Genomic DNA, 21603 nt, shown 5'->3' with positions numbered 1-21603 from the left:
GGCGTAGTCGCCTGCGGCTCGCCCAAGCGGGCTCGGGGCCGAGCCAATTCTGAGATCACGGTTTCGCGCGGTACCTAGACGGTGTCGAGGGTATGCACTACCGTGAGACGAGTCCTGATACGACATCGTCCCTTCCAAGGGGCACTGGGTGCGGACCTGGATCTGAGCGCCAACTCAGATCGAACCCTTGACGCGGCCCCGCTTTCGAGGGGGGCCTTCGTCATGTCACAGTGGTTGGCCCACACCGATATTCACGATTTCTGGCGTTGGCCCACTCGCTCGAAGAGTCGCTGGTGGGCTCTGCACGGCTTAGGCCATCACGGGGCGCCCCCTCTCGCGCGGCAGGGACTGTGCCGCGGAACGTTCGCCCGCAGAGGGGTTGCCGGCAGGCCGGGTTGCCTGGGATGTGCGGTACCTGTGTGATGTCAGGGATCTAGTTGGGCGGCATACGTTTCCGCCGTCGATTGCGCCGAACGGCGCAGGCCGGTCAGATAGTGAGCTAGCGGTGCGGACGCGTATCGCGGACATCATCGACAGATCCGCCGCGTGTCGGCTCGATCTACCAAGATCTGCACGCAGACATGCAGTATCCTGAGACGTGTCATCAGACAGTCCCTTCCTAGGGGGATGGCACGCATGACAAACCCAAGGGTCGAGTGACAGCTCGACTCCGACATAGCCCTCGGTAGCCGCCGGGGGCTTGCGTCGTTCTAGTGGGAAATCCGCGTGAAAAGTGTTACGAGAACACCTGATTCGAATGCGGCGTGTGCATCGATGGGCGCTCGCAGATGATGGCCGTTGGCCAGGAGTTCGACTGCCGCGGCATGGGCGGCCTCAGCGCATGGAACCTCCTTTCAGCAGGTGTGACTGCTGGGAATCGTCCCACGCGCATCATGGTTAACCATGCCGCGACACGCGCATGGTTAACCATTGCCCCGTCGATACGACGGAGTGGCGGTGCTTATCCGATCACATCAGCCTGCGAGGCTAGTTCCTTCCATGTGCTCGTCGTACTCGTCGAACACGGGCTGTAGGTAGTCCCGGATGAAGTACTGCGCCGTCTTCTTCTTGCACTGGTCGGCCTTCCATTCCAGTGCAAGACGTTGACGTCCGGTTAGGCGCAGCCCCATGAGCTCGTCGAGCTCGCGGCTCTCGACCCGTGGCTCCCTCGGCGCGGCCTGACGAGGTGCGCGATCCTTGCGCTGTCGAGCCGCTCGCGAGGATGCCATTACCTGCTCCTAAATACGCTCAGTGCTCTACACGCCGCCGCCTGACACTGTAACCCGCAATGCCCTTAACTGCCCTTAGATGCACACTGAAGGTTGCTCGTGTCGCACGGGCCGCCGTCTTCTAAGATCAGTGAAGTACATATTGGTGCATCTTGGGACGTTGCGGGCTACCTTTCGAGGACGATCGACATCCAGGAAGGGGGTTGTACACCGTGTCCGATGGACTCAAGTACCCCCCTGACGGCGTCGAAACAGCTCCCACCAGCCGTGACGTTGTCGGGCTGAGGGAAGCTGCCAGGCTGCTCGGCAAGGATCCCAGGACCGTACGTAATGCGATCGTCGCCGGCCGGATTCGTGGCGGCGCTGAGCCGTATCCCCAGCGCTTGCGCTGGTATGTCTACCCAGACCAGCTCCCCAACCATCCATCAGAGCAGGTGGGCCAGGCCCCGGGCGGTCTGGCCGGAGCTGCGGGCGCCGGCGACCCGGAATCGACTACGCGTCTCATCGCCGAACAGCAGGCCCTTATCGCTGATCAACGCGCCCAGATCGTGGCCTTGGAGCACAACAACCGGCTTCTGTCCACGGCCGTCGATGACCTCCTGGACGCACTGGAGGAGTACAAGGCCGGCGGCAACAGCTACCGGGAAGCTGCCGGCCACTTCCAGTCCGCGGCCGACGGAATCGCCTCGTCACTGCGCAAGCATCGTGACGCGCTCGCCCAGTACACCACCCCTGGTCACCTTGGCGACTTGATCACGCCGGACTAGCACCTCCGGCGGGCGTTAGTCCGCTGTTGTGGCTGCCACCGTGAGCTGTCGGCCAACGGACTCGATCACCGAGTCGGAGAGCGGCGGAAACATACGGAATGCCACCGGGTCATTGCTGGAAGACGTAGCGAGGAACCCATGGCCCGGACCGGTCAGGAAGTATGCTGCGTCGGCACCGAGCAGGTACCGCGAAACCTGGCCTGTGATCGTTTTGAAGACGATTCTGTAGGTGGAGTTTTCGAGAATTCGCCACATGTAGCCCCGCTGGAGATCCTGCGCGGAGACCAAGACGCGCACGCCCAGCTCTCGTCCGTGGCGTAGCACGTGGAACACGGCCGCGGCCGTTGGCTCGTCCTGGGGTAGCTCGTCGACCATGATCACCGTATAGGGCATCGGCGGCAGCTTGGCGCCGGCGTCTCGTGCCTTGTGGTAGGCGTGGGCGTCGCGGAACCTTCGGCCGGTGAGTTCCATGCCGGCGTCGGTCAGCGCCTGGCTGCGCTGCTCGATCAGGCGGTCCAGTGTCTGCGCGATGTCGCCCGCCTCAGGTTCGCTGCCAGCCTCGCCCGCGGGCTGGATGGTGACGTGGGGGTAGTTAGCGAACGCGTCAAGCGCCGATTCTTTGTACCCACTCACCGGGATTACTTGAAGAATTTCGGGCGAATGCAGTGCGCATAGCCCTAATACCATCGACTGCAGGGCTGTGGATTTGCCACTTCCGGTCATTCCGATCATCACTCCGTGTGGCCCGTGGCCGCCGAGCGGCGCGTCTTTAAGATCCAGCCAGACCGGGTTTCCCTCGGGCGTCAGGCCAAGAGGGGTACCCAGCAGCATCTGCCGGGTCGCGCCAGCCGGTCGACGGCGTGGCTCCCACAGCGCCTCGACGTCGAGGCTGTCAGGGTTCTCGATACCAAGCGCAGACAAAAGCGTGTCAGCATTCACTCTGCTTTGCGCGTCGTACTCGCGATCGACCTCGCGCCTGGCGCGGGTGTAAGAGACACCGTTGGCGATCTGTTGGCGGCGAGCCTTCTTCTTCCACGAGTTGTTAGTCATCGCGAGAGTCACATCCCATCCAAAGTCGTTGTCGCAGCAGCCCACATCTGCGTTGCGACAGTCTCTGAAGGGTTGGTGCGCGGAACCCCGTGGGTCTTGTCCCGATCGCTCGTGAACGAATCGATGTGGGCGATCCGTCGTTTGTCGGGATTCCGGCCGCCGCGACAGCGGCACAAGTCTCAGCATAAACACCCCGGATGCCACCTACCAGAGGGCCCGCGGACCGCTATTGGAATCTGTCGGGCTGCCCTTCCCGTTCAGCGACAGCCTGTGTGAACACACCGGCAGCGTCCGAGGACATCCCGAGCATCTCCCCGAGGGCCTGGTTGCGAGACTCGACCGCTGACGCGCCGTCGCCCTGCGCGAGGAGCTTCACGGTCTTGCCGCCATCCTGGACAAACATCTTCCAGGAGTCGGCCCAATATTCGGTATAGGTGTTGTCGGCGATGATGACGACCCGGGTGACATCCTCGAACGCCTGATCGCCCATTTTCGTGCGGTCGTGTTCCCGCTTCTTGTCGGCAAGAACGTCTTCCCAGTCAGGTACCTGCTCAGCCACGCTGTCTGTCTCCCTCACCTTCCGGGGGCGGGCTCATTCCGCCCAGTAGTTATGTCTCGGGCCTGAATTCCAAGATCTCGTCGACGATGTATCCGACCTGGTAGGTCGCCGGCAAGTTGGACCACGTCGGGATGATGATCTGCATCGCGATCTCCTCCCCGAGCAGCTCCTTCAGCTTTTCCTCGTCCCCGTCGAAGAACGCTTGCATCAGCTCTCCTGCGGGATCCACTGTGATGGTGTCGTAGTCCGCGTCGGGGTTGGTTGGGATGTCCTTCGGATATTCCTTGCCGTTGATCACCACAAACCCCTTCACCCTGATCCGTACGACGATCCCGGCGGCTGGGATCGGGGGCGCGCCTCGGCGCTTCCCGATCGGCAGTTCTGCGTCGGGATCTGGTGAGTCCCGCCACCGCCGTACCTGTCCTTCGCTCGCGCCGATCTGGCGGGCGAGGTTTTCGATCCCACCGGCCCTGTCGATCGCCGCCCATCTGTCCAGCCACGCCTTGTCCACGCCGGGGGGCGGATCATCCTGTCGAGCGCGTCGGGCGATCGTCCGCTCCGATAGCGGCTTCTTACCTGTGTGCTGGGCGACGCGACGAGACATTTCGCGACGAGCTCGACGACCGGCTTCGGCCCTCTGTAGGCGCTCTGGTAGCAGCCGCCATCCCGCACCGAGCTCGTTGAACCGGCGCTGCGTCAGGGCATCCAGCGCGTCGCGGAAGCCCTCTCCTTCGGGTTCGGGCTGGGAACTGTCACCAGGCAGATCCCAGAACTCCATGCTCACGAGCCGTCGGCTTCAGGGTCCAGTGGGCCGTCAGGGGTCGCTGCGGCGGGTGGAAGGGCTTTGAGCCGGTAGCTGCCGTTTTTGCGGAGACCGGTCTTCTCGTCGAGCGGATCCTCCAACTGGTGCGGTTTGAACCCTTCTGGCACGCGGTAGAACCACGCGTCGACCATGCACTCGGTGGGGTAGAGGTTGAAGTCGCGCGCGATACGGCATGCGTATCGCATCGCGCGCCACCGCGTGAGCCCCTCGATCGCGCCGAACCATGCCGGCTGCTGTAGCTGCAGATATGGATAGCTCCAGGCGCTATCCCCCACAGCGGCGCACCGGCCGAACACGCTCTTGTACAGCGCCTGACACATCTGCTGATAGTCGAGCCTGTCTGCGGCCCGCGCCTCAGCAAGCTTGGTGCGCAACAGGATTGCGAACTGCTTGAGCCACTGGTGCTGTTCTGGCCACACGTAGGCAACGTGGAAGTCGATCTCAGCGACGGTCAGCCCGGCGCCACCGTTTTCCACCGGGGCGAGCAGCTGCTGAATGTCGATGGTGGTCGCGGGGAAAGTTGCTTCCTTCGTCCAGGACATACCCGGGTGCGGTACCGGCAGTTTCGGGGAGATCCCGTCGCACTTGTTCGCCGGCGGCACCGTGATCTGGGCTACCAGAAAAGGTGGCCGCTGCTGGTCAAACCACGCGGGATCAGGTGTCACGAATTCTGGTGTCCCCCAACCGAGATAGACACCCTCAGCGGAGGGCAGATACGCGGCCTGCTGATCGACCTCGACGTCGACGCCCGGACTGTTGGCCCGGTGCTTGCGGTTCCAGCTGTCTTTAGTCCACCAGGCGTACGGCAGATTGCCGCTCTTGGACAGGCGTGACGGCAGTGGGCACGGCACGAGCTTCGCGCCGGGGTCGTTCTTGATGGTTGGGCGGGCCTTGCCCATCCGCACCCTGGCGATCTTGCCGCCGACGCGAGACCATCGCGGCCCCGGCAGTGCGCCTTCAAGCCCGTACAGCCAGGCGATGCGATCGCCTAGCAGATGTGCTGCCTCGGCTTCATCTGCCGGCAGGATCGTCGGTGTTCCGACAATGCCCAGTACCCCGCGGTCGTCGGGCCGTGATTTCGAGGGCTCGGAGTGTGTGTAGGGCATCAGGACGACGTCGACTTTGCGGTCCGGCCAGTTCGTCGGATCCGGTGTCGGAAACGCGCAGGTGAAGAAGCCGGATTTCTGGTAGGTGACGTCGCAGCCGAAGAAGTCCCCCACGATGTCCTCGAGTTTGGCGGTCGAGCCAGGGCCCGGTACCGGGAAGTCGAGCTCGCGCAGCGCCTGCCCGGTGATCCAGATCTGTGGGTCGGCCTCGCCCTCTCCGGATGCCCACGGATACTTGACGGCCAGCTTCAGCAGATTGCCGGGCTCACCGAGCGGGGGCTTGACCACCGCGCCGGCGGGATTCACGATGCCGAATGTTGTGACGATGAGCACGCGATCGTCGGCGCCGGAGTACTCCACATCGTCCCACTGCCGGCTGCGTAGTGGCCAGGCATCTGCTCGCCCGGGCGCGTGGTGGCCGGCGGGCTCGTCGTCGACTTCATAAGCAGGTGCGGCCGCGGAGGTGCGCACGCCAGCTAGGTAGTTCTGTACCGTCGTCTCCCACCAACCGCGCACCCCTCCCTGCTCGGGATCACCGGTGACGACGTCGTGTTCCGGGAAATCGGCCGGCATGCCCTTGCCGAGTCGGCTGACGATCTGCTGGCGCGACAGCGCCAACAGCGGGCCGTCCGCGCTCTGGTGGCACTTCTCGTCGATGATCCAGTTCAGCAGGTCGGCGATTTCGCCATCCGGGTCATCGCGCAGCTGCCAGGTTGTCCCGTCACGCGTGATCGCATAATTACTCATCGCTCAGTGGCCTCTCCTCGTGTGGGGGCGCGTGGTGGTGGTGGTGGCACCTGGTCGGCGAGCCCGGCGGCAAGTTGTCCAAGCCGCCATTTCCTGCGCAGGTTCTCGACGGCTGTCGCGGTGCGCCCTACCTGGACCGCGGCTTCTGGCACGCTCAGTGAGAGATCCAGCGCCACGCGCGCGTCGGTGATTGTCCAGCGCATCTTTGTGTTGAGCGCGGTCGACGCCGTCCGTTCGGCGCGCCGACTGGTGTAGCTGCGCCGCTCGGCCGGGGTGCGTTTCGGTGCCTCTGGCATGGATGGATCCTCCTGCGGCTGCCATGGTCAACGATGCCCTCACTCTAAGCACGTGGTGATAATGAGGTCTCGGCCGGTGGATCACACCGCACCGCCGGGGATCGCCGGGCACTGTCGGACCGCGATGTCCCGGTCGTTCGTGGTGATGTTCAGGTCGTAGGTCACCGCCACCGCGAGGTACCGTGCGATGTAGGTGCACTGGAAGTCTCGGTTCGGGGGTAACCACTCAAGTCCTGCATCGGACTTGTCGCGGTTGGCCGGACCTGAGACTGCGAACAGATTCACGGGGTCGTTAGCAAGCGCCACCCTCTTGGCCTCATCCCAGAGGGATGCGCCGGCGTCCCAGCTGCGCCCGAGGGCGAACACGTGGTCCAGCTGCACAGCGGACGGGTCGCGCCCGGCGTCGTAGGCGATGACCTGGCCAGTGTAGGGATCATGCAGAGTGCCCGAAAGTACCTTGCAATTATGGGTGTTCGGCTTCACGATGACATCGGTCAACTGAGCCTGCAGGATGAGCGATCGGGTGTCACAGCCGGAGTGATTTTGCGGATCATTCCAAGCCGGTCCAAACGAGCAGGCCTGCCCGCGCTTACAACCACGTTCGTATCCGGGCACGTTTGGCAAACTGTCCACGACGTGAGCCTGGTCGAGGAGGCCGGCGATGACGTTGCCCGTCTCGGACGGGTCCAGGGGCGTGGTGGCCGGGGCCGCGGTGGAGTCGATCGTCGCCCACATCGACTTCAGCGCCGACGTGAACGACTCGGCTGACCAAGGATGCCCAACAGCAGTCGCCGCGGCGATCGCTACGACGCCCAGAACAAGTACTCGCCGAACCACTTTCATTCAAATCCCTCGTTCTTCCGTGCGGCCTATGCCTGCGTCGTCAGGCAGCGTTTTCGGTTCCGCGGTTGCGCTCAGTGTAGCACTCAATCTAACTACGTGTATAGATTGAGGGGGGGTTAGATTGGTCGCGCCATGTCGACAAAACGGGATAGATGCAGTTGGTGCGCGACGGTCACCGTCCGCGTGGGCCCATTGCGATGTTTTGCCAGAATCAGGTCTGCTTCACCGCCGCGGGGATCGTCGCGTTCGAACGCATCGGGGCGATGCAGCAGGATCACCATGTCGGCATCCTGTTCCTGGCTTCCACTTTCGCGAAGATCAGACAGCTGCGGCTTCTTGTCGCCCCGCTGCTCGGGCCCGCGATTTAGCTGACTCAGCGCCACGACGGGCACCTCCAGCTCCTTTGCCAGCAGCTTGAGGGAACGGGAGAAATCAGAGACTTCCTGCTGCCGGGACTCATAGGCCTTGCCTGAGCTCATCAGCTGCAGATAGTCGACGACGATCATCCTTAAGTCAGCTTTTTGCCTGAGTCGGCGCGCCTTGGCCCGGATCTCCATCATCGTCAGATTGGGCGAATCGTCGATGTAGAGCGGTGACTCGCTGATTTCCCCGAGCCGACGTGCCATCTGGGCCCAGTCGTTGTCGCTCATCTTCCCCGACCGAATGTCCTGCAGCTTGATACGCGCTTCAGCAGACAGCAGCCGCATCACGATCTCGGACTTACTCATCTCAAGCGAGAAGATGACACTGGCCATCTTGTGCTTGATGCTGCACGATCGCAGAAAATCCAGTGCCAGAGTCGATTTCCCGAGACCGGGACGGCCGGCGACGATCACAAACTGACCAGGGTGCAAACCGTTGGTGACGTCGTCCAGGTCAGCGAAACCGGTCGGCACACCGCGGCTGCTCCCGCCGGAAGCGATCGCGTCGATCTCATCAAGAGTCGGCCCCACGAGATCTTCAAGGGCAACGCAGTCGTCACCGCGTCGCTGTTCGGTGACGTCATACACCTCGGCTTGGGCGCGGTCCACCACCTCGGCGACATCCGCTCCGTCAACGCCCGCATACCCGTATTGCACGATGCGTGTTCCCGCCTCGACCAGCCGCCGCAGTACCGCCTTTTGAGCTACGAGGTCGGCGTAGTAACCCGCGTTGGCCGCCGTCGGGACAGTGGCGATCAGTGTGTGCAGATACGGTGCGCCACCGATACGTTGGAGCACACCGCCACGATCGAGCTCCGCGGCCACGGTCACGGCATCCGCCGGTTCACCACGGCCGTACAGACTCAAGATCGCGTCGAATATCACCTGGTGCGCGGGCCGATACAAGTCTCCAGGCCGCAGCCTCTCCAGCACGTCAGCGATCGCATCCTTGCTGAGCAGCATGCCGCCCAGAACTGACTGTTCTGCCACCTCATCCTGCGGAGGCAGCCGTGTCTCACCCTCAGTTGGTGCGGGCGCCGGCCGCTTCCCTGATCCTCGACGCACGGGCCTTTCGTGCATCGTTGTCATCACGCGACCTCCTTAAATTCATCAGCGGCAGCGTCGAACTCGGCCTTGACGCCTTCCCAGCACGCATCGCACACCGGCAGGGGTAGCGGCATGCTCGAACGCAATGTCCCAGGCTGGGAATCACACTTAATGCAGCAGCCGGCAACGACCAGCTCCGCCACCAGGCCGCTCAGCGCAGGTGCCGGTGCCGACACCTCGACGGGTGCCGCGGCAGGCGTGACCCTGCGGGTGAGCACGTCATCGGCCCATCGGATCAACGCGATCTTCAGATCCAGACCAGGGAATAGTCTGCTCGCCCGCCGACCCGCTCCAGCCAGTGCCGCAACGGGCATGTCGACAGCGCTGCATCCGAAGAACGTCATATGAGCGCGCAGCAGCCGCGATCGTTCGGTGTCGGTGGTCACGGCGCAAACCTGGCGGTGCCAGCGCGCGTCCCTCGCGTCAGCGGCGCGGCGGGACTGCTGCAACTCACGACGGTCCCACGCGGCCTGCAGCGGCCGCAGCCGCGGCCCTGAGCCGATCAGATTCTGTGTCAGCCGCCACATGGCCAACTTCCACGGTCGCTGCAATCCCGCTGGAGGTTCAGCACCGAGAACAGCAAGGATCTGCTGCGGGGTGAAACCACGAGATAACCGCACCCGGATCGCAGCACCAAGCTTCCACCGCAGATGCGAAGGAAGCTGCTGCAGCATCGTTGGCATTTCGCGAAGGACGTAGCGAACCTCGTCCGGGCGAACTTCCACCTCAGTCGGTCGGGCAGAGTGGTCGGCGGTGGCGCTACGGGAACTGCGGAGGGTAGGGAGGTTAGATTTTTGGCTTATAGAGGGATGCAGCTCGGAAAAGGTGACGGATTCGGTGATGACGCGGCCCTCGCCGTCCCGCTGCAGGGGCTCAATGTCGTGCAGGAACCGCGGGTGAATCGCGACGCCAGCAAATCCCCCACGCCCTTGCGCGGGGCGGTAAGTGACAAGTTCAAGGGCGGCCAGTCCAGCCAACGCCCGGCCTACCGTCTTGAGGTGATAGCGGCGGCCGCCACGCGAGGTGATCTCTTGCGCGAGTTGTGTGAGTCGCATTCGATCGTCGGTGACCCTGGACCACCGTTCGCACAGCATCGCCAGCACCGCGGCGAGCACGAGCCGCGGCGCACCCCGTAGGCCCTGGGCGGCGACGTCATTTTGCACTCTGCTGATGACACGTTGGGCGTCAGCGAACAGCACCCGTTCGCGATGTCCACTTGGCCGACTGGCGCCGGTGTTCGGCTGGCAGCCGGTAGTGACACTTGCGGGAGAAGGAGTCTGGTGACCGCGGTGTGGGTGTGCAACACACGGGCCTCCAGCTGGTCTTGCCCCTGTTTGAGACAGCAAGCTAGTATGAGAGCTACCTGGCACGGTATTCCCTTCACATTGAGGGGACCCGAGATCGAAGTTGGTCCTTCGGTCTCACGCGAGAGAGAGTCGGAGTTGGTCCTCCGCGGATCTCGTTTCTTCTAAATCGGAGCCCCCCTTATGGGGGGTACCTCTGTCCTCGTCGAGTCCCGGTATGGAGTTGTCAGCAAACAGCCCTGACGGGCCTGGCTAGGTCGCGATCGGCAGCTCCTCTCCCCCGTGGCGGGATTCAGTGCGACGAGATCGGTCGCCGAATGCAGGGGGCCACAACGTTGTCCATGGACGCCCTCGCGTATCACTCGTGCGCAGCGTTGCCATTACGCAGGTGCCTCCGCCAGACGCACCGATGGCGTGGCAGCCACCCGTTGGCCCTCAGAGATCACGTCTCTGATGACCGAGGCGATCGCGGCGTCGAGTTCGTGGCGGGCCTGTTGCACCATGTGACCGCAGCGCGGCAGGTGCAGATGGCGGCTACCCGGGATCCTCGCGGCGATATCCTCCGCCAGTACGGCGGGCGTCAGGAGGTCGGCGCCACCGCTGATCACGACAGTCTTAGCCCGGATAGAACCCAGCGCGGAGTACTGGTCAAACTGCGCCAGTGCCGGCAAGAATCCAACGGCAGTGCGCAGTGACGTCGTCGCCAGCGCATCAGCGGCCACCTCGGCCAACACACGCCCGGAACATGAACCCCGCCAATGAGATACACCTCGGCAGACGGGACCGGCCAACAGCCTCCGCAACGGCCATAGTGTTGGTCCCGGAGCGCTCTGAAGGAGTCGCAACAGCGTCGACACCCCGGGTGCCGTCAAGAGTTGGCCAAGCCCGAACTGGGTGAGGTGCCCGGCTGCGGTCGCAGCGAGGACAAGCCCATCGACGCGCCTCGTGTGAGGACTCGCACGGCGGGCGCAGTGAGTAATGGCGGCCATGGCCCCCATGGAGTGACCGATCACCACGACTGAACCGGCCGGGGCTACCGCGTTCAAGACCGCATTGAGGTCATCGGCAAGACGGTCGATGGTATAGCTGTCGGCCGCGCCGGGCATCGACCGCCCGTGGCCCCGATGGTCATAGCACACGGCTTGCACCATCGGCCCGAAACTGTCTATAACCGAATCGATCTGGAGTGCCCACGACACTTGGGATAGACATAGTCCGTGGAGAAACACCACGGTGCAGGGGGCGCTGCGCGGGCCGTGCACCGTGAGGTGAAGTGTCACACCGTCGTCCGTTCGCACAGACAGCTGCCGTGGTTCCCGGCGCGACCGCGGCACCCCGGCCGCTGAGCCCACTGCCCTGTCGCCGCGGCTCCCTGCTCGCAACGGCGCGACCGCGGTCTGGATCGGCAGCACTTGAGCTGCCCCGATATCAGCAGTAGTCACCGCCCCTACTCCTCTCATGACGCGACTTGCGCCTCAGCAAAGTCGTTGTCCGCCAACGCAGTAACTACGTCCACCGGCAGACCGCTACGTTGTGCGACCCGGTCGATGCGGTAGCCCTGTTCCAGCAGCGAACGCGCCCAGGAATAGGAATCCGGATCAACGGCCTGCGTTGAGGTGGCCTCCTGGGCGAGCACTTCACTCAGCGTGGGTACCGGCTGGCGGAACCTCTTGGCGGGCGCGCGACGTGTCCCGAGGCGCTCCGCGAGCCTGGCGATGCGCTCGGCACTAGCGGCTGTGATCGTGTCGCGGCGGAGCTGAAGGGACGCGCCGAGGCCAGCTTCACGGGCGATCCACGACTTCGGCCAGTTCCGCGCGATCATGTCGTCGAGCAGCTCCCAGGTGGGGCCGGCATCGACGCGAGTACCGGGCGCGGCCGCCGTGCGCACGTCGTTCAAAGTGGCCGCCAGAATCACCGTCTCGGTCTCCGGGAGAATGCGTTTCGTCTCCGCGGACAGGATCTCGACGATCGTTTTGACGTTGAGGTTGCAGGCCCGTGCCAAGGCTTTCTGGGCGGCCCCGGCGGCCACTAGTCGTTCAAGGTGCGTCCGAGCGGATCCTGCATCAACCAGATCCGTGGTAGGCCCGCCGGCGGCGGCGCGGGCGGCACGTTCGGCCTCTTTGGCGCGGTTGGCGTCCGTGCATTCTTGGCATGTGCAGCCCTTGACGTAGCCGGTGCGCGTGCCATGACGGACGTCGCCGATATCACGCAGAACACGCGGGGTGGGCTGACGTTCCCACTGCCAGCCTGGGACTGCGGCGAGCAGGCGGGCACGTTCAGCGACCATATGGCCGTGCCGGTACAGATGCCGTTGCCGCGTGCACCAGTCATACAGCGGGAGGGAGAAATCGGGGAGATCCTCGTAGTGCGAATATGGTGGACGGCAGTGACCTTCGCGTGCCACAAACTGACGCAACGCTTCCAAACCGAGCAACCACAGGGTTGCACCGCGGTACCAACGCAGAGCCCCCTCGGCCGCACGCGACGGTGTGACGCACTCAATCTCATCGAGCAGACCCTGCGTCAAGGCGCCGGTAACGCGGCGCCTGCGGACGGTATTGAGCCACTGACCGAGTGCAACGCCGTCCTCGACCACATCGGCCGGCGGATTCGCGTGCCCCTTCCACGCCACGTATTCACCGAGCAGGTCAACCGCGCGGGCATCCTCGGCGGAGACGACGCTCCAGGACCAACCGGGAATCTCATCAAGACGCAAGCGCCGACGGTCATCGAGTTCCCCGCGCCGCGCCAACTGCCGCTGCCACGCGCACCACCGACCAACCGTGGTCACCGCCGAACGATGCTCGACTCGAAGCAGGGCAACCTGAGCGACCTGCGGATCGTCGACGTCCAAACTCTGGCGAGCAACGGCCAGTTCGTGGACCTGCCTCCACTGATCCAACCAGCGCTGTTCAGCCAGATCCCATGTCCACCCGGGAAGAGAAGACAGCTGATCTACGCGCCCGGGAGCAAGCATCCCACGCCGGTAGGCCCGCCGCTGACGTTCACACCACTCCCCCAGCCGCGTACCACGACCGGGCCGGGCATGGCCGTGCTCGGCAATGAACTGGTGCACCTCTGAAAGCACCAAATCCCATGCTGGCGAGAGAAACTCAACAACGCGGGCGTGAAACCGCTCCGGTTCGGCCAGGGAATGAAGGTCAAACTCGATGTGAGAGGCGCGCGACCCATCACAGTCTCCACGCCTCGACCGCTGCCGTGCGATCTCACACATCTCGGCGCGCAGCCGCGAATCCATGCTGCGCAGCCCACGCAGGATGCGCCAGACCGCGGCGAAATCGCCGCTCGACAGCACCGTGTCGTCGTCGAGCCCTGCAGGAACACATACCGGGATCATCACCATGCCGACGTTCTTGCCCGGGGCGGCGCGCAGCGCGCGGCCTACCGACTGGATAACGTCGACGTCGGAGTTCTTCGGGTCGGCGAAGAGCACGCCATCAACGGCGGGAATGTCGACCCCAACGCTCAGGCAGCGCGCGCTGCTGATCACGACGAGCTGATCAGGACGCGCCGACGACAGCAGCTCCAACGCGTCCTCACGCTGGGTGGTGGGGTCTGCCCCGGCGACCGAGCGTGCCACCACGGTGCGGCCGTCTTCGAGACGATGCCCGTCGATAGCATCGGCAAAGGCACGGGCCTTGGCCACGCGGCCGTGAAAGCTCAGCACACTGGCGACACCCTGACGGGCCGCGACTGCCAGAGCAGCGATGGGATCAGGCGTAGTCCCTGCCTGGGGTGTCTCATAGACCATTACCCGGTAATCGACCAGCAGGCCGCGCGCAATCGCTTCGGCGAAGTCGAGCCGATAAGCCACTGGCCCGAACCGCGCAGCGTCGTCCATTGACAGTGAGGCTGAATGCTCCTGCGTTACATCTCCGTTGGAAGAAACAACAGGGGTGGCGGTCATAAAGACGCGGCGCTTCGCTGGCAGTCTCTCGTCGAGGGCGACGCGGAAGTCCTCCCGCGACTGCCCCGCCAGCGTGTGCGCTTCGTCAGCGATCACGATGTCGACAGCCACCTTCGCCGAGCGGGCAGCCTCGGCGACCACGTGCAACGAGTGATAGGTCGAGAAAATCACCAACGGCTGCAGCGCGCTGTGCCCGGATAGCCGGGCGGCGACCACCGCAGCGTCGGTGGTCACTCGCGCGCGAAGCCGTGTCCAGAAGGACTCGGAAACATCTTGCCCGTCACCATCAGCCCGTTCGCTCACGCCGTCTGCGGTGCTCGGGTCCGAGCACGTGATGAGTGCCTGGAATGGCCAGCCACCACCCGATCTCCACTCGCGCAGCGTCTGGGCAACCAGACTCAGCGATGGCACCACCACGACGGCGACAGCGGCGCCAACGCGCTCGGCATACCATCGCCCAACGAGTGTCTTCCCAGTGCCGCATGCCATCACCAGCTGCGCACGGTCCTGCCCCTGCAGAGCACAGTCCAACGCCGAGAGCGCCTCGACTTGATGGTCCCTAGGCGCCCGAAACGCTGATGTCTGCATGCCAGTCATGACCGCGCACCGCGATAAGCCCGGACAGAACTGTGGGCGACAAGTGGGACCGCAGGCTTACACCCGCAGCGCGCGGCATGGGCCAGCGCATCGAGGACTGCGACGGAGCGCAGCACGCGCCGGCGAAACGTCCATCGGCGGCATGTGCAGTGGCCGCGCCACCGCCATCCCCATCGCGATACCGACACCACACCATCGGGCGGCAGGAGGCTAGCATCGCTTGCACTGACTGCTGGGGGCTCGGAAACCGCATGGGCTTTGCGCTGTTGCAGGCCCAGACGATCGGTGTGAGGCGTCGTCATGCCGCACCCCTGTCCGAACGTGGGGCCGCGGTGATCGCGCTGTCGAAGAGGGCGCAGACCTGATCCCGCGTCGCACCTAAGTTGAACTCCATCAGGCCTTTTCCGTCAGGAATGACGGCGTGTAGCGCCTCGATCACCCGACGGTGCGGTAGCTGGAGCCCGGTCGTCTTCCATGCCTCACTGACGCATTCGTAGACATTGAAGCGCTGCCAATGCCACGACTGGGCGGCCAACCCGCGCGCCTGCCTCAGCACCTCGATGAGCGCATCGTCGCTGTCGGCGCCAGGAACATCAGGTGCCGCGGAGAGAGCAACGGGCATTCGGGAAGCGGTGCGACGCTGGGCCAGCAGGGCACGTGCGGCGTTCAGGCACACCTCCAGATCGGCGACGGAGCCGCCTACTGGAACGGCCTGAGTGGGGAGGACCAGAGTCGCCCCGGCGAGATCAACCGCCCAGCCCCGAAATTCGACGCGGGTCACGAGGTGCTTGGTGACTGGGTCGGCGGCGACGCGAACCCGCACGTCACTCCCGGGCGCCGCAGCGGGCTGGTGCACCGGGCCCTTATCTCCACTGTCGAGGGATAAAGGACCGTTGGTGCGAGGCGCCCACATCAGGTTGGTCAGACGCACGTCGTTGCGCCGGCCGTTCTTGGGACGCGCAACATAGCCCTCAGGTGCCGGGCCCACGAAAGTCTCCAGCACCAACGCGGCGATAGGGCGGCGCTTCTGGGATCCGTTCCGAAACAGCGAGACCTGTGGATACTCGTCGCTCTTGATCGGTGTCAGCAGGGCCAGGCGTGTAAGCGACCACACCCGACCGTGGTCAGAAATCTCGTAGAGGCCCTCATGGCCGAGGACCGGCCGCCAGATCTCGCGGATATTGGCAAGTGTCGGCGGGCATTTCAACGTGTCAACGGTCATAGAAATCGCACCCCTCTTCGGCGACGGTTCAAGCGACCAGATGATGGGTATCGGCGAGCAGGGACGACCAGCGCGGATCGACATCGCCAAAATCGGTGTGGGCATGCGCGGTGACCGTGGACAGCATGGTGTGAGGACAGACGAGCCCAGAACGGTGTCGATCCGGCAAACCACAGGGCTGACCTTCAGGGGTCCAGCCCACAACCCCTACCGCAGCGCTGGTTTCCTGGCAGATCTGCCAGATCCGGCTAGCCACCGCATTGGCCCTGTCGGCCGCAGCGTCGCCACCCCACGCGAAGACGATGACGTCATGGCAGTAGGCGGCCTGCTCGATCCACCAGTCGTTGTCCGGGCCCACTGGGTCGGAGGTGCTCGTCGACTGATGCGCGTCGTCCGACGCAACCGCGGCGTACAGGCAGAGCGATGTGTAGCCGCCGTAGCCAAATCCACGAGCGAACGCTGCCGCGCGGCGGGAGGCGTCGTCATCGCGGTGCTCGTTGGCCTCCGAGGGCCGCAATTCGATGATCATCAGAGATGGCCCGTCATTCCAGCGTCGGTGCAGCTGGTATCGGTAAGACCGATCAGCCGAGAACTGTGCCCCGCCAACCCCCGTGACGTGCCAGATGGGTAGATGCAGATCCAGAGACAGGGTCATGATGCCACCGCCACTGGGGTCCGGGTGCGTGGGCAGGCCGGCGCCGCGGGTCCGTGAGAATGCTCCTGTGAGCACGTGACCTCATCGGCGCAGCAGATCGCGCACACATGAAACAAGAGTCCCCGTTCGCAGGTGAGCCCTACGCCGTCGATGACGAAATGCGTTTCCAGATAATCGATCTCGGCCGGATCGCAACGGCACTGTTCATAGACGCCGACCGGATCATGAAGGGCTCGAACGGAGATGTCTTCCGTGTGAGCGCCGTGGCCTGCTGCCGCGTGCCGACTTATCAACGTCGGCTCGGTCTGAGTGGTTGGAAATGTCACAACGAGCTCCTTGCTGTGCGGCCGGACAAGGTTGATGTCTCCCACACCGACACTCCAGCTGCGCTGTCGAATCGTGGATGGATGTGCCGGCGGGCTGTGCAGCGCGCCGTACAGATGGCGATACGCCAGCCGGTCAGATCGCTGGCTAAACGCACGTTGCGGGCGTCGCGCCCGATGGCTGTGGCGAAGTTGTGGACGGACACGATGACGCGGATATCGCGTGAGGCGGTGGAGACTACGTCGGCCGACTCAATCTCGACGGCGAGCGCGTTGACGACATATTGGGCGGGGTCGGAGTCGTAGTTGACGACAGAGATGCGTTCACCAGGAATCAGGGCTTCCACCTCGTGGACACGGACGCCCCGTTGCCCAATGCATGTCGAGGCGGCATTGATGCCACCAACCGTGGCCGCCACCGCGACCTTTGCGTAGAGCCCGGGGTCGCGAACGGCATCGACCACCCGGATAGCACCGTTGGCGACCTCAGGGATACGGCGTGCGAACAAGGCGGAGAAGAACGCGCGGTCGGATCCGATGCTGTCGCGGTATGCGGGATCTCGGGAACTGGTCATGAGATGAGCCTCTCGATAGCCGCGGCAGGGTGGCGGTTCGTGCTGGCGTTGTTGACCCAATAGACCGAACGTCCTCGGCTAGCGACGCGCCGTGCCACGCCACGACGCTCTAGGGTGACGAGGAGCCGATAGGTGCCCTCGATATGCGCGTCGGAGAAGCCGTGTTCGCCAGCTCGGTGGCGAAGCTCTGATGTGGTGACAGCGCGATCAGTGGACTGCAGTTGAATCGCGAGAAAATTCCGCAACTCCGCGGTCGTTGAACCTGGTAGTAATCGCCGTGTTTCGGCGCCGAAGCGCGGATGTGGCGACGGGTCGTTCGAAGATACGCTCATGGGAGACAAGGCCGATCTGTATGGGGCGGCGAAGAGGGAACGCGTTATCCGGCGTGGGCGGGTGAGAGGTGACCGAATGCCAGCGCCAGCTGAACGGGCGAGTTGGAGCACTGGCGCACCAGCGTGTGCCGATTGGTCAGCGAGATGACCGCGGACTGATCGTCGCGGAAGTCGTCATCTTCTACGTCGAGGTCGTCGTCATCGCAGACGGATTCCGGCGCTGGCGTGATGTCCGGTTTGATGTTGATCTCGTCGCGCGTGATTCCGGCGAGCGTGGCACCCTCAGGTGCTGGGTCTTCGACCCTTTCGCCTGCCAGAACAGCAGAGGTTTCAGGGCCAGGCGAGAGGGGAGGCCCCATTTCCCGGCCGGCGATGATAGACAGCTGCGCCCGACTGACCTCCAGCCCCGGACCGGGGGCGAGCCGGTAACCGGCCCAGATGCCAAACTCGGCATTGGTCTTCAAAGCCTTGATCGCGCACTGTCTTTGGAAGAAGCACCCCCAGCAGGCGGCCATGGCCTCAGGATTGGGTTTCTGCTCGTCGGGATGCCAGAGTTCGGGGTCGTAATAGCAGGGCGTGGGCCGCTCGGGTTCGTCGTGAAGTTTCGGAAGAACCGCTTGATGGGGACGGCCTGGGGGACGTCCGCGGCCCCCGGCGTGTCCTGATGCCCTCGGCGGGGCCTGTTCCGGGGTCAGTCGGGAAATAGACACAGAACTACTCCTCAAAGGTGTCACGAGTGTGGGAACTCACCGGCAGTGGATGAGTGAGCGCAGCAACGACCCACGCAACGGAGGTGGGTTGGTTCGCGGTGCCGCGAAAGGAAAGCCTGTTGCCCTCGTGCGTCGTAGGCACTGCGGGGGACGAAAGATGAAGTTACGGAACCAAAGTGGCGAATTGGGCGCTGCGCGAGTTGTAGTCGCCGGTGCCGGCTCCGCCGGGTGCAGTTACTGGTAAGTCCTCAGGGGTGGCTCCCTTCGTTCCGGGTAGGCCCAGTGGTAATACGGGGCGGCCTGACAGAGTCAAAGTAACATGGAGTCTCGACTTGAGACAACATTTACTTTGAACTTGCCGCCTCGTGTACTTCCGCCAACCGCCCGACCAGGCGAACAGCCCTCGAACGTGTCTCGGGCGGCAGCTGCGGAATCAAAGTAGACAAAAGTGTTAGCGCTTGTTCGGAGCGCTCGCGGATCTCGGTGTCCATCTGATCGCGGGCCGCTGGGGGGAGCGACTCGGCCATGGCTTCCGCGCTGGCCGCGAAACCCAAGACAGTCTCGGCGAGAGTCTCAGCTAAGGACAAGGTCTCGTTGGCCGAGGCGGCGGCGGCCGGTGCAGCCGCTGGCGACGATCCCAGCACTGCACGCAATTGCTCATCAGATATGCCGAACAATTCAGCCATCCGTGGCATAAGTGCGGGCCCCGGCGGATACTTTCCCAGCTCCCAGCCGGACACGGCCGACGGTGTAACTCCCAGCTCCTGGGCAAGCGCGGCCTGGGTGAAACCAGCTGCGACCCGGTAGTGCTTGAGCTCCCACTGCTGTCGGGGCGGCATTTCCAGGAAATCGGCCAGACTGCCGCCGAAGAAGTCCACCATCCGGGTCAGCAACTTCATCGACGGGGTGGACCGGCCGTTGAGCAGACTGCTCAAGGTTGTTGGGGTAACGCCAAGCTGGGCCGCGATGGCCTTCTTCGTTATCCCAGCCTGTTCGCACGCAAGGCGGAATGCCTTGGCGGAAAAGAAGTCTGCGGTGTTGTCAGCCATCGCCATCCGAATCGAGAGGCCGCGGCATCACACACCAGATCGCGCCGTCCGCTCGGCGGCGGCCAACCACCGATGGGGGCGCCACGCAGGAATCGCCTACGTCACACCGAAGTGCTGCCGGCTACACCCTCCGCCCCGGCTTGGTCGGCGCCGACGTACCGCCCGTGCGCGTTGCGCAGATCCTGGGCGTGCGACGAGTAGCGGCCCGCGAGGGCAGTTCCGGACTGGTGGAACGCTGCTTGAAATTCAGCAACGGCGGCGGTGAACTCGGCGCCGACTGGTCCGTAGCCGGTCGTCATCTGTTCGAGCAGATCAGGATCGGGCTGGCAGCCTGCCTCAACTTCGCCTGCGACTCGGTCGTTGGCGGTAGCGAACTGAAGGATCTCGTCCTCGTTTACCCGTAGTGCCATGTCAAAAGGGTATAGCGGCAGTGGAAGGACGAGCAAGACCACCACTTGATCCAGCGCGTACTGGCTGGGATGGGCTGCGGCTCCACACGGCGGCACCGGTGCGCGGTAACCAGTGTGACTACCGCGCTATCAGTGCAGGTCAGAGGCATAAAAGGGCGCTCAGAGGCGACGCAGGGTGGTGCACTACCAGGTGCCTTACCGCGGCTCCTACCTGAAGGCTCTGGAGAACAATAAAAGCTGCTGCCAGCATTGATTCATGACCGATTTGCTGGAGAAGCTCCTGGCCGACCCGGAGCTGCTTGAATGGCCGCGATTCACCACGCCGGCGACGGGCGACCCCGGTGAGTCGCCCGAAGAAATGCCGTCGCACATGACCGGAGCCGCATCCGATGACCACGAATTGGCCGTTGAGAAATTGCGGTCATACATCGATCAGACCGCTCCAGGTGATCCAATATCCGGCGACGCGGAGTTCGGCCGGCTGGGATTCGATCCGCCGCCGGCTGGCGACGATGCTGTTGATGCCGGCCAACGCGCCAAAGACGACCAATATGCTGCGGAGGCGACCGCAGATTCGAAATCTGAGGCCGATTCGGCAGTTGCCGAAAACGGCGAAAACCAAGATTCGGCAGATAACAACGAAGCGGCTTTGGCGTTCGACGATATTGCCGCCAAGAGCAATGCCTTTTCCTCCGGCGTCGGCGCTGTCGGACAATGGGTCAAAGGCCAGAACTGGAAGAGTCCCCGCACACTGGGTATAACAGCGGCCTCGGTTATCGCCGTGGCGGTCCTCGGGCAGTGGATGGTGCAAGGCTCTGGCGCCCAAGCCCCGACAGCGCAACTGACCACACCAGCGACTAGCCGTACGGCAGCGCCGGCGGTGCCGGCGGTGCCGGCGGATGCTCCGATCCAGGTATCCGCAGCGACCGCGCGTTGCCCGGCGCCGAGCTCGGATCCGATGAACGCTCTGCGCGTGGAAAGTACGCAGCCATGGATTTGCGTGCGTGCGTGGGGGATCGATGGCCAGATCCTGGTGGTGACCTTCGACAAGGCGTATGTGATTTCAGCGGTCTCGATCATGCCGGGCGCTGACAGCGAAGAGGGCGGTGAGGACCAGTGGGCTAAGTTCCGCACAGTCCAGCTGCTCAACTGGTCGTTCAACGATGTCGGGAGGACCAACTGCGATCAGGACACCCGTAACGAGCGCAAGACAGCCACGTTGGAGATCAACGCGGCGAACTGCTACCACCAGGGGCCTTGGCAGCCGGTAGTGGCCAGCTCTGTGACGATCACGATCCGCCACACCGATCAACCGTCTAACCCGAACTCCGTGGGAACACCCGCCGGCGATCCGAGTGCCAATGCGGACTACACCGCCTTCGCGGTAAGCCACCTCGAAATCGTCGGGCACCCATCGGGCGGCTGAAGCCTCCTACCGCAATCTGGATAGCCTGCTACCACGCTGATCTGGTAGCAGGCTATTTCTGTGTGGAAGCCATGTTGGTAACAACCTATCGCTGCTGGTCAGCTAGCTGCATAGCAGGGCTGG

General features: G+C 64.0%; 19 protein-coding genes. 2 read left to right on the top strand and 17 right to left on the bottom strand.

Annotation, left to right across the window (positions count from 1 at the left end; all coding sequences use genetic code 11):
* Positions 1-974: 974 nt before the first annotated feature.
* Positions 975-1229, bottom strand: coding sequence for a hypothetical protein (locus AC5Y5O_RS26715; RefSeq protein ID WP_101930888.1), 255 nt, complete (start codon positions 1227-1229; stop codon positions 975-977).
* Between the two features lie 212 nt (positions 1230-1441).
* On the opposite strand from AC5Y5O_RS26715, the gene AC5Y5O_RS26710 reads away from it, so the two are divergent.
* Positions 1442-1996: a hypothetical protein gene (locus tag AC5Y5O_RS26710; protein WP_101930896.1), complete on the top strand. Its 555-nt coding sequence runs from the start codon at positions 1442-1444 to the stop codon at positions 1994-1996.
* 15 nt (positions 1997-2011) lie between these two features.
* Here the strand turns inward: AC5Y5O_RS26710 and AC5Y5O_RS26705 are convergent, their stop codons facing one another.
* From AC5Y5O_RS26705 to AC5Y5O_RS26630, 16 genes are all read right to left on the bottom strand, one after another.
* Positions 2012-3046, bottom strand: coding sequence for an FtsK/SpoIIIE domain-containing protein (locus tag AC5Y5O_RS26705; RefSeq protein ID WP_101930897.1), 1035 nt, complete (start codon positions 3044-3046; stop codon positions 2012-2014).
* Between the two features lie 226 nt (positions 3047-3272).
* Entirely contained in the window at positions 3273-3605 is a 333-nt protein-coding gene (locus AC5Y5O_RS26700) for a hypothetical protein (protein ID WP_101930898.1), read from the bottom strand.
* A 49-nt stretch (positions 3606-3654) separates the two neighbouring features.
* Positions 3655-4383, bottom strand: a complete 729-nt coding sequence (locus tag AC5Y5O_RS26695; protein WP_101930889.1) for a hypothetical protein — start codon at positions 4381-4383, stop codon at positions 3655-3657.
* A 2-nt stretch (positions 4384-4385) separates the two neighbouring features.
* Positions 4386-6281 (bottom strand): hypothetical protein, encoded by a 1896-nt coding sequence (locus AC5Y5O_RS26690; protein WP_101930890.1) that lies wholly within the window; start codon positions 6279-6281, stop codon positions 4386-4388.
* A complete protein-coding gene (locus tag AC5Y5O_RS26685) occupies positions 6278-6577 on the bottom strand; it encodes a hypothetical protein (protein WP_101930891.1) in 300 nt (99 codons plus the stop codon). Before AC5Y5O_RS26685 ends, AC5Y5O_RS26690 begins: the two co-directional genes overlap by 4 nt.
* An 81-nt stretch (positions 6578-6658) precedes the next feature.
* The gene (locus AC5Y5O_RS26680) at positions 6659-7420 is read right to left on the bottom strand and encodes an HNH endonuclease family protein (RefSeq protein ID WP_101930892.1); all 762 of its coding nucleotides are present in this window, start codon (positions 7418-7420) and stop codon (positions 6659-6661) included.
* Positions 7421-7536: 116 nt separating this feature from the next.
* Positions 7537-8907: a replicative DNA helicase gene (gene dnaB / locus AC5Y5O_RS26675; protein ID WP_416046325.1), complete on the bottom strand. Its 1371-nt coding sequence runs from the start codon at positions 8905-8907 to the stop codon at positions 7537-7539.
* Positions 8908-8930: 23 nt separating this feature from the next.
* Positions 8931-10112, bottom strand: coding sequence for a hypothetical protein (locus AC5Y5O_RS26670; protein WP_180844028.1), 1182 nt, complete (start codon positions 10110-10112; stop codon positions 8931-8933).
* Positions 10113-10633: 521 nt separating this feature from the next.
* Positions 10634-11713 (bottom strand): alpha/beta fold hydrolase, encoded by a 1080-nt coding sequence (locus tag AC5Y5O_RS26665; RefSeq protein WP_101930894.1) that lies wholly within the window; start codon positions 11711-11713, stop codon positions 10634-10636.
* The gene (locus AC5Y5O_RS26660) at positions 11710-14769 is read right to left on the bottom strand and encodes a DEAD/DEAH box helicase (RefSeq protein ID WP_101930900.1); all 3060 of its coding nucleotides are present in this window, start codon (positions 14767-14769) and stop codon (positions 11710-11712) included. Before AC5Y5O_RS26660 ends, AC5Y5O_RS26665 begins: the two co-directional genes overlap by 4 nt.
* A gap of 307 nt (positions 14770-15076) precedes the next feature.
* Positions 15077-16000, bottom strand: a complete 924-nt coding sequence (locus tag AC5Y5O_RS26655; protein ID WP_005113698.1) for an NUMOD4 domain-containing protein — start codon at positions 15998-16000, stop codon at positions 15077-15079.
* A 28-nt stretch (positions 16001-16028) separates the two neighbouring features.
* Entirely contained in the window at positions 16029-16655 is a 627-nt protein-coding gene (locus tag AC5Y5O_RS26650; RefSeq protein ID WP_005125309.1) for a DUF1643 domain-containing protein, read from the bottom strand.
* Positions 16656-16977: 322 nt separating this feature from the next.
* Positions 16978-17553: a transcription elongation factor NusA gene (locus tag AC5Y5O_RS26645; protein WP_005113696.1), complete on the bottom strand. Its 576-nt coding sequence runs from the start codon at positions 17551-17553 to the stop codon at positions 16978-16980.
* A gap of 376 nt (positions 17554-17929) precedes the next feature.
* On the bottom strand, positions 17930-18595 hold the full coding sequence (locus tag AC5Y5O_RS26640; protein WP_005115662.1) for a WhiB family transcriptional regulator: 666 nt from the start codon (positions 18593-18595) through the stop codon (positions 17930-17932).
* Positions 18596-18939: 344 nt separating this feature from the next.
* Positions 18940-19644 (bottom strand): helix-turn-helix domain-containing protein, encoded by a 705-nt coding sequence (locus AC5Y5O_RS26635; protein ID WP_005115661.1) that lies wholly within the window; start codon positions 19642-19644, stop codon positions 18940-18942.
* A gap of 101 nt (positions 19645-19745) precedes the next feature.
* Positions 19746-20054, bottom strand: coding sequence for a type VII secretion target (locus AC5Y5O_RS26630; protein WP_005113692.1), 309 nt, complete (start codon positions 20052-20054; stop codon positions 19746-19748).
* Between the two features lie 256 nt (positions 20055-20310).
* Between AC5Y5O_RS26630 and AC5Y5O_RS26625 the strand changes: the two genes are divergently transcribed.
* A complete protein-coding gene (locus tag AC5Y5O_RS26625; protein ID WP_005113691.1) occupies positions 20311-21480 on the top strand; it encodes a hypothetical protein in 1170 nt (389 codons plus the stop codon).
* The last annotated feature ends 123 nt before the right edge of the window (positions 21481-21603 follow it).

This window comes from Mycobacterium sp. NGS40 (assembly GCF_059812735.1).
Note: the sequence above shows the minus strand (reverse complement) of the source record. Positions and strands in the feature narration are given on the sequence as shown.

Coding starts and splice junctions, on each gene's coding strand:
- AC5Y5O_RS26715 (WP_101930888.1), bottom strand. CDS start 1,229: ATGGCATCCTCGCGAGCGGCTCGACAGCGCAAGGATCGCGCACCTCGT.
- AC5Y5O_RS26705 (WP_101930897.1), bottom strand. CDS start 3,046: ATGACTAACAACTCGTGGAAGAAGAAGGCTCGCCGCCAACAGATCGCC.
- AC5Y5O_RS26695 (WP_101930889.1), bottom strand. CDS start 4,383: ATGGAGTTCTGGGATCTGCCTGGTGACAGTTCCCAGCCCGAACCCGAA.
- AC5Y5O_RS26690 (WP_101930890.1), bottom strand. CDS start 6,281: ATGAGTAATTATGCGATCACGCGTGACGGGACAACCTGGCAGCTGCGC.
- AC5Y5O_RS26685 (WP_101930891.1), bottom strand. CDS start 6,577: ATGCCAGAGGCACCGAAACGCACCCCGGCCGAGCGGCGCAGCTACACC.
- AC5Y5O_RS26680 (WP_101930892.1), bottom strand. CDS start 7,420: ATGAAAGTGGTTCGGCGAGTACTTGTTCTGGGCGTCGTAGCGATCGCC.
- AC5Y5O_RS26665 (WP_101930894.1), bottom strand. CDS start 11,713: ATGAGAGGAGTAGGGGCGGTGACTACTGCTGATATCGGGGCAGCTCAA.
- AC5Y5O_RS26660 (WP_101930900.1), bottom strand. CDS start 14,769: ATGCAGACATCAGCGTTTCGGGCGCCTAGGGACCATCAAGTCGAGGCG.
- AC5Y5O_RS26655 (WP_005113698.1), bottom strand. CDS start 16,000: ATGACCGTTGACACGTTGAAATGCCCGCCGACACTTGCCAATATCCGC.
- AC5Y5O_RS26650 (WP_005125309.1), bottom strand. CDS start 16,655: ATGACCCTGTCTCTGGATCTGCATCTACCCATCTGGCACGTCACGGGG.
- AC5Y5O_RS26645 (WP_005113696.1), bottom strand. CDS start 17,553: ATGACCAGTTCCCGAGATCCCGCATACCGCGACAGCATCGGATCCGAC.
- AC5Y5O_RS26635 (WP_005115661.1), bottom strand. CDS start 19,644: ATGGCTGACAACACCGCAGACTTCTTTTCCGCCAAGGCATTCCGCCTT.
- AC5Y5O_RS26630 (WP_005113692.1), bottom strand. CDS start 20,054: ATGGCACTACGGGTAAACGAGGACGAGATCCTTCAGTTCGCTACCGCC.
- AC5Y5O_RS26625 (WP_005113691.1), top strand. CDS start 20,311: ATGACCGATTTGCTGGAGAAGCTCCTGGCCGACCCGGAGCTGCTTGAA.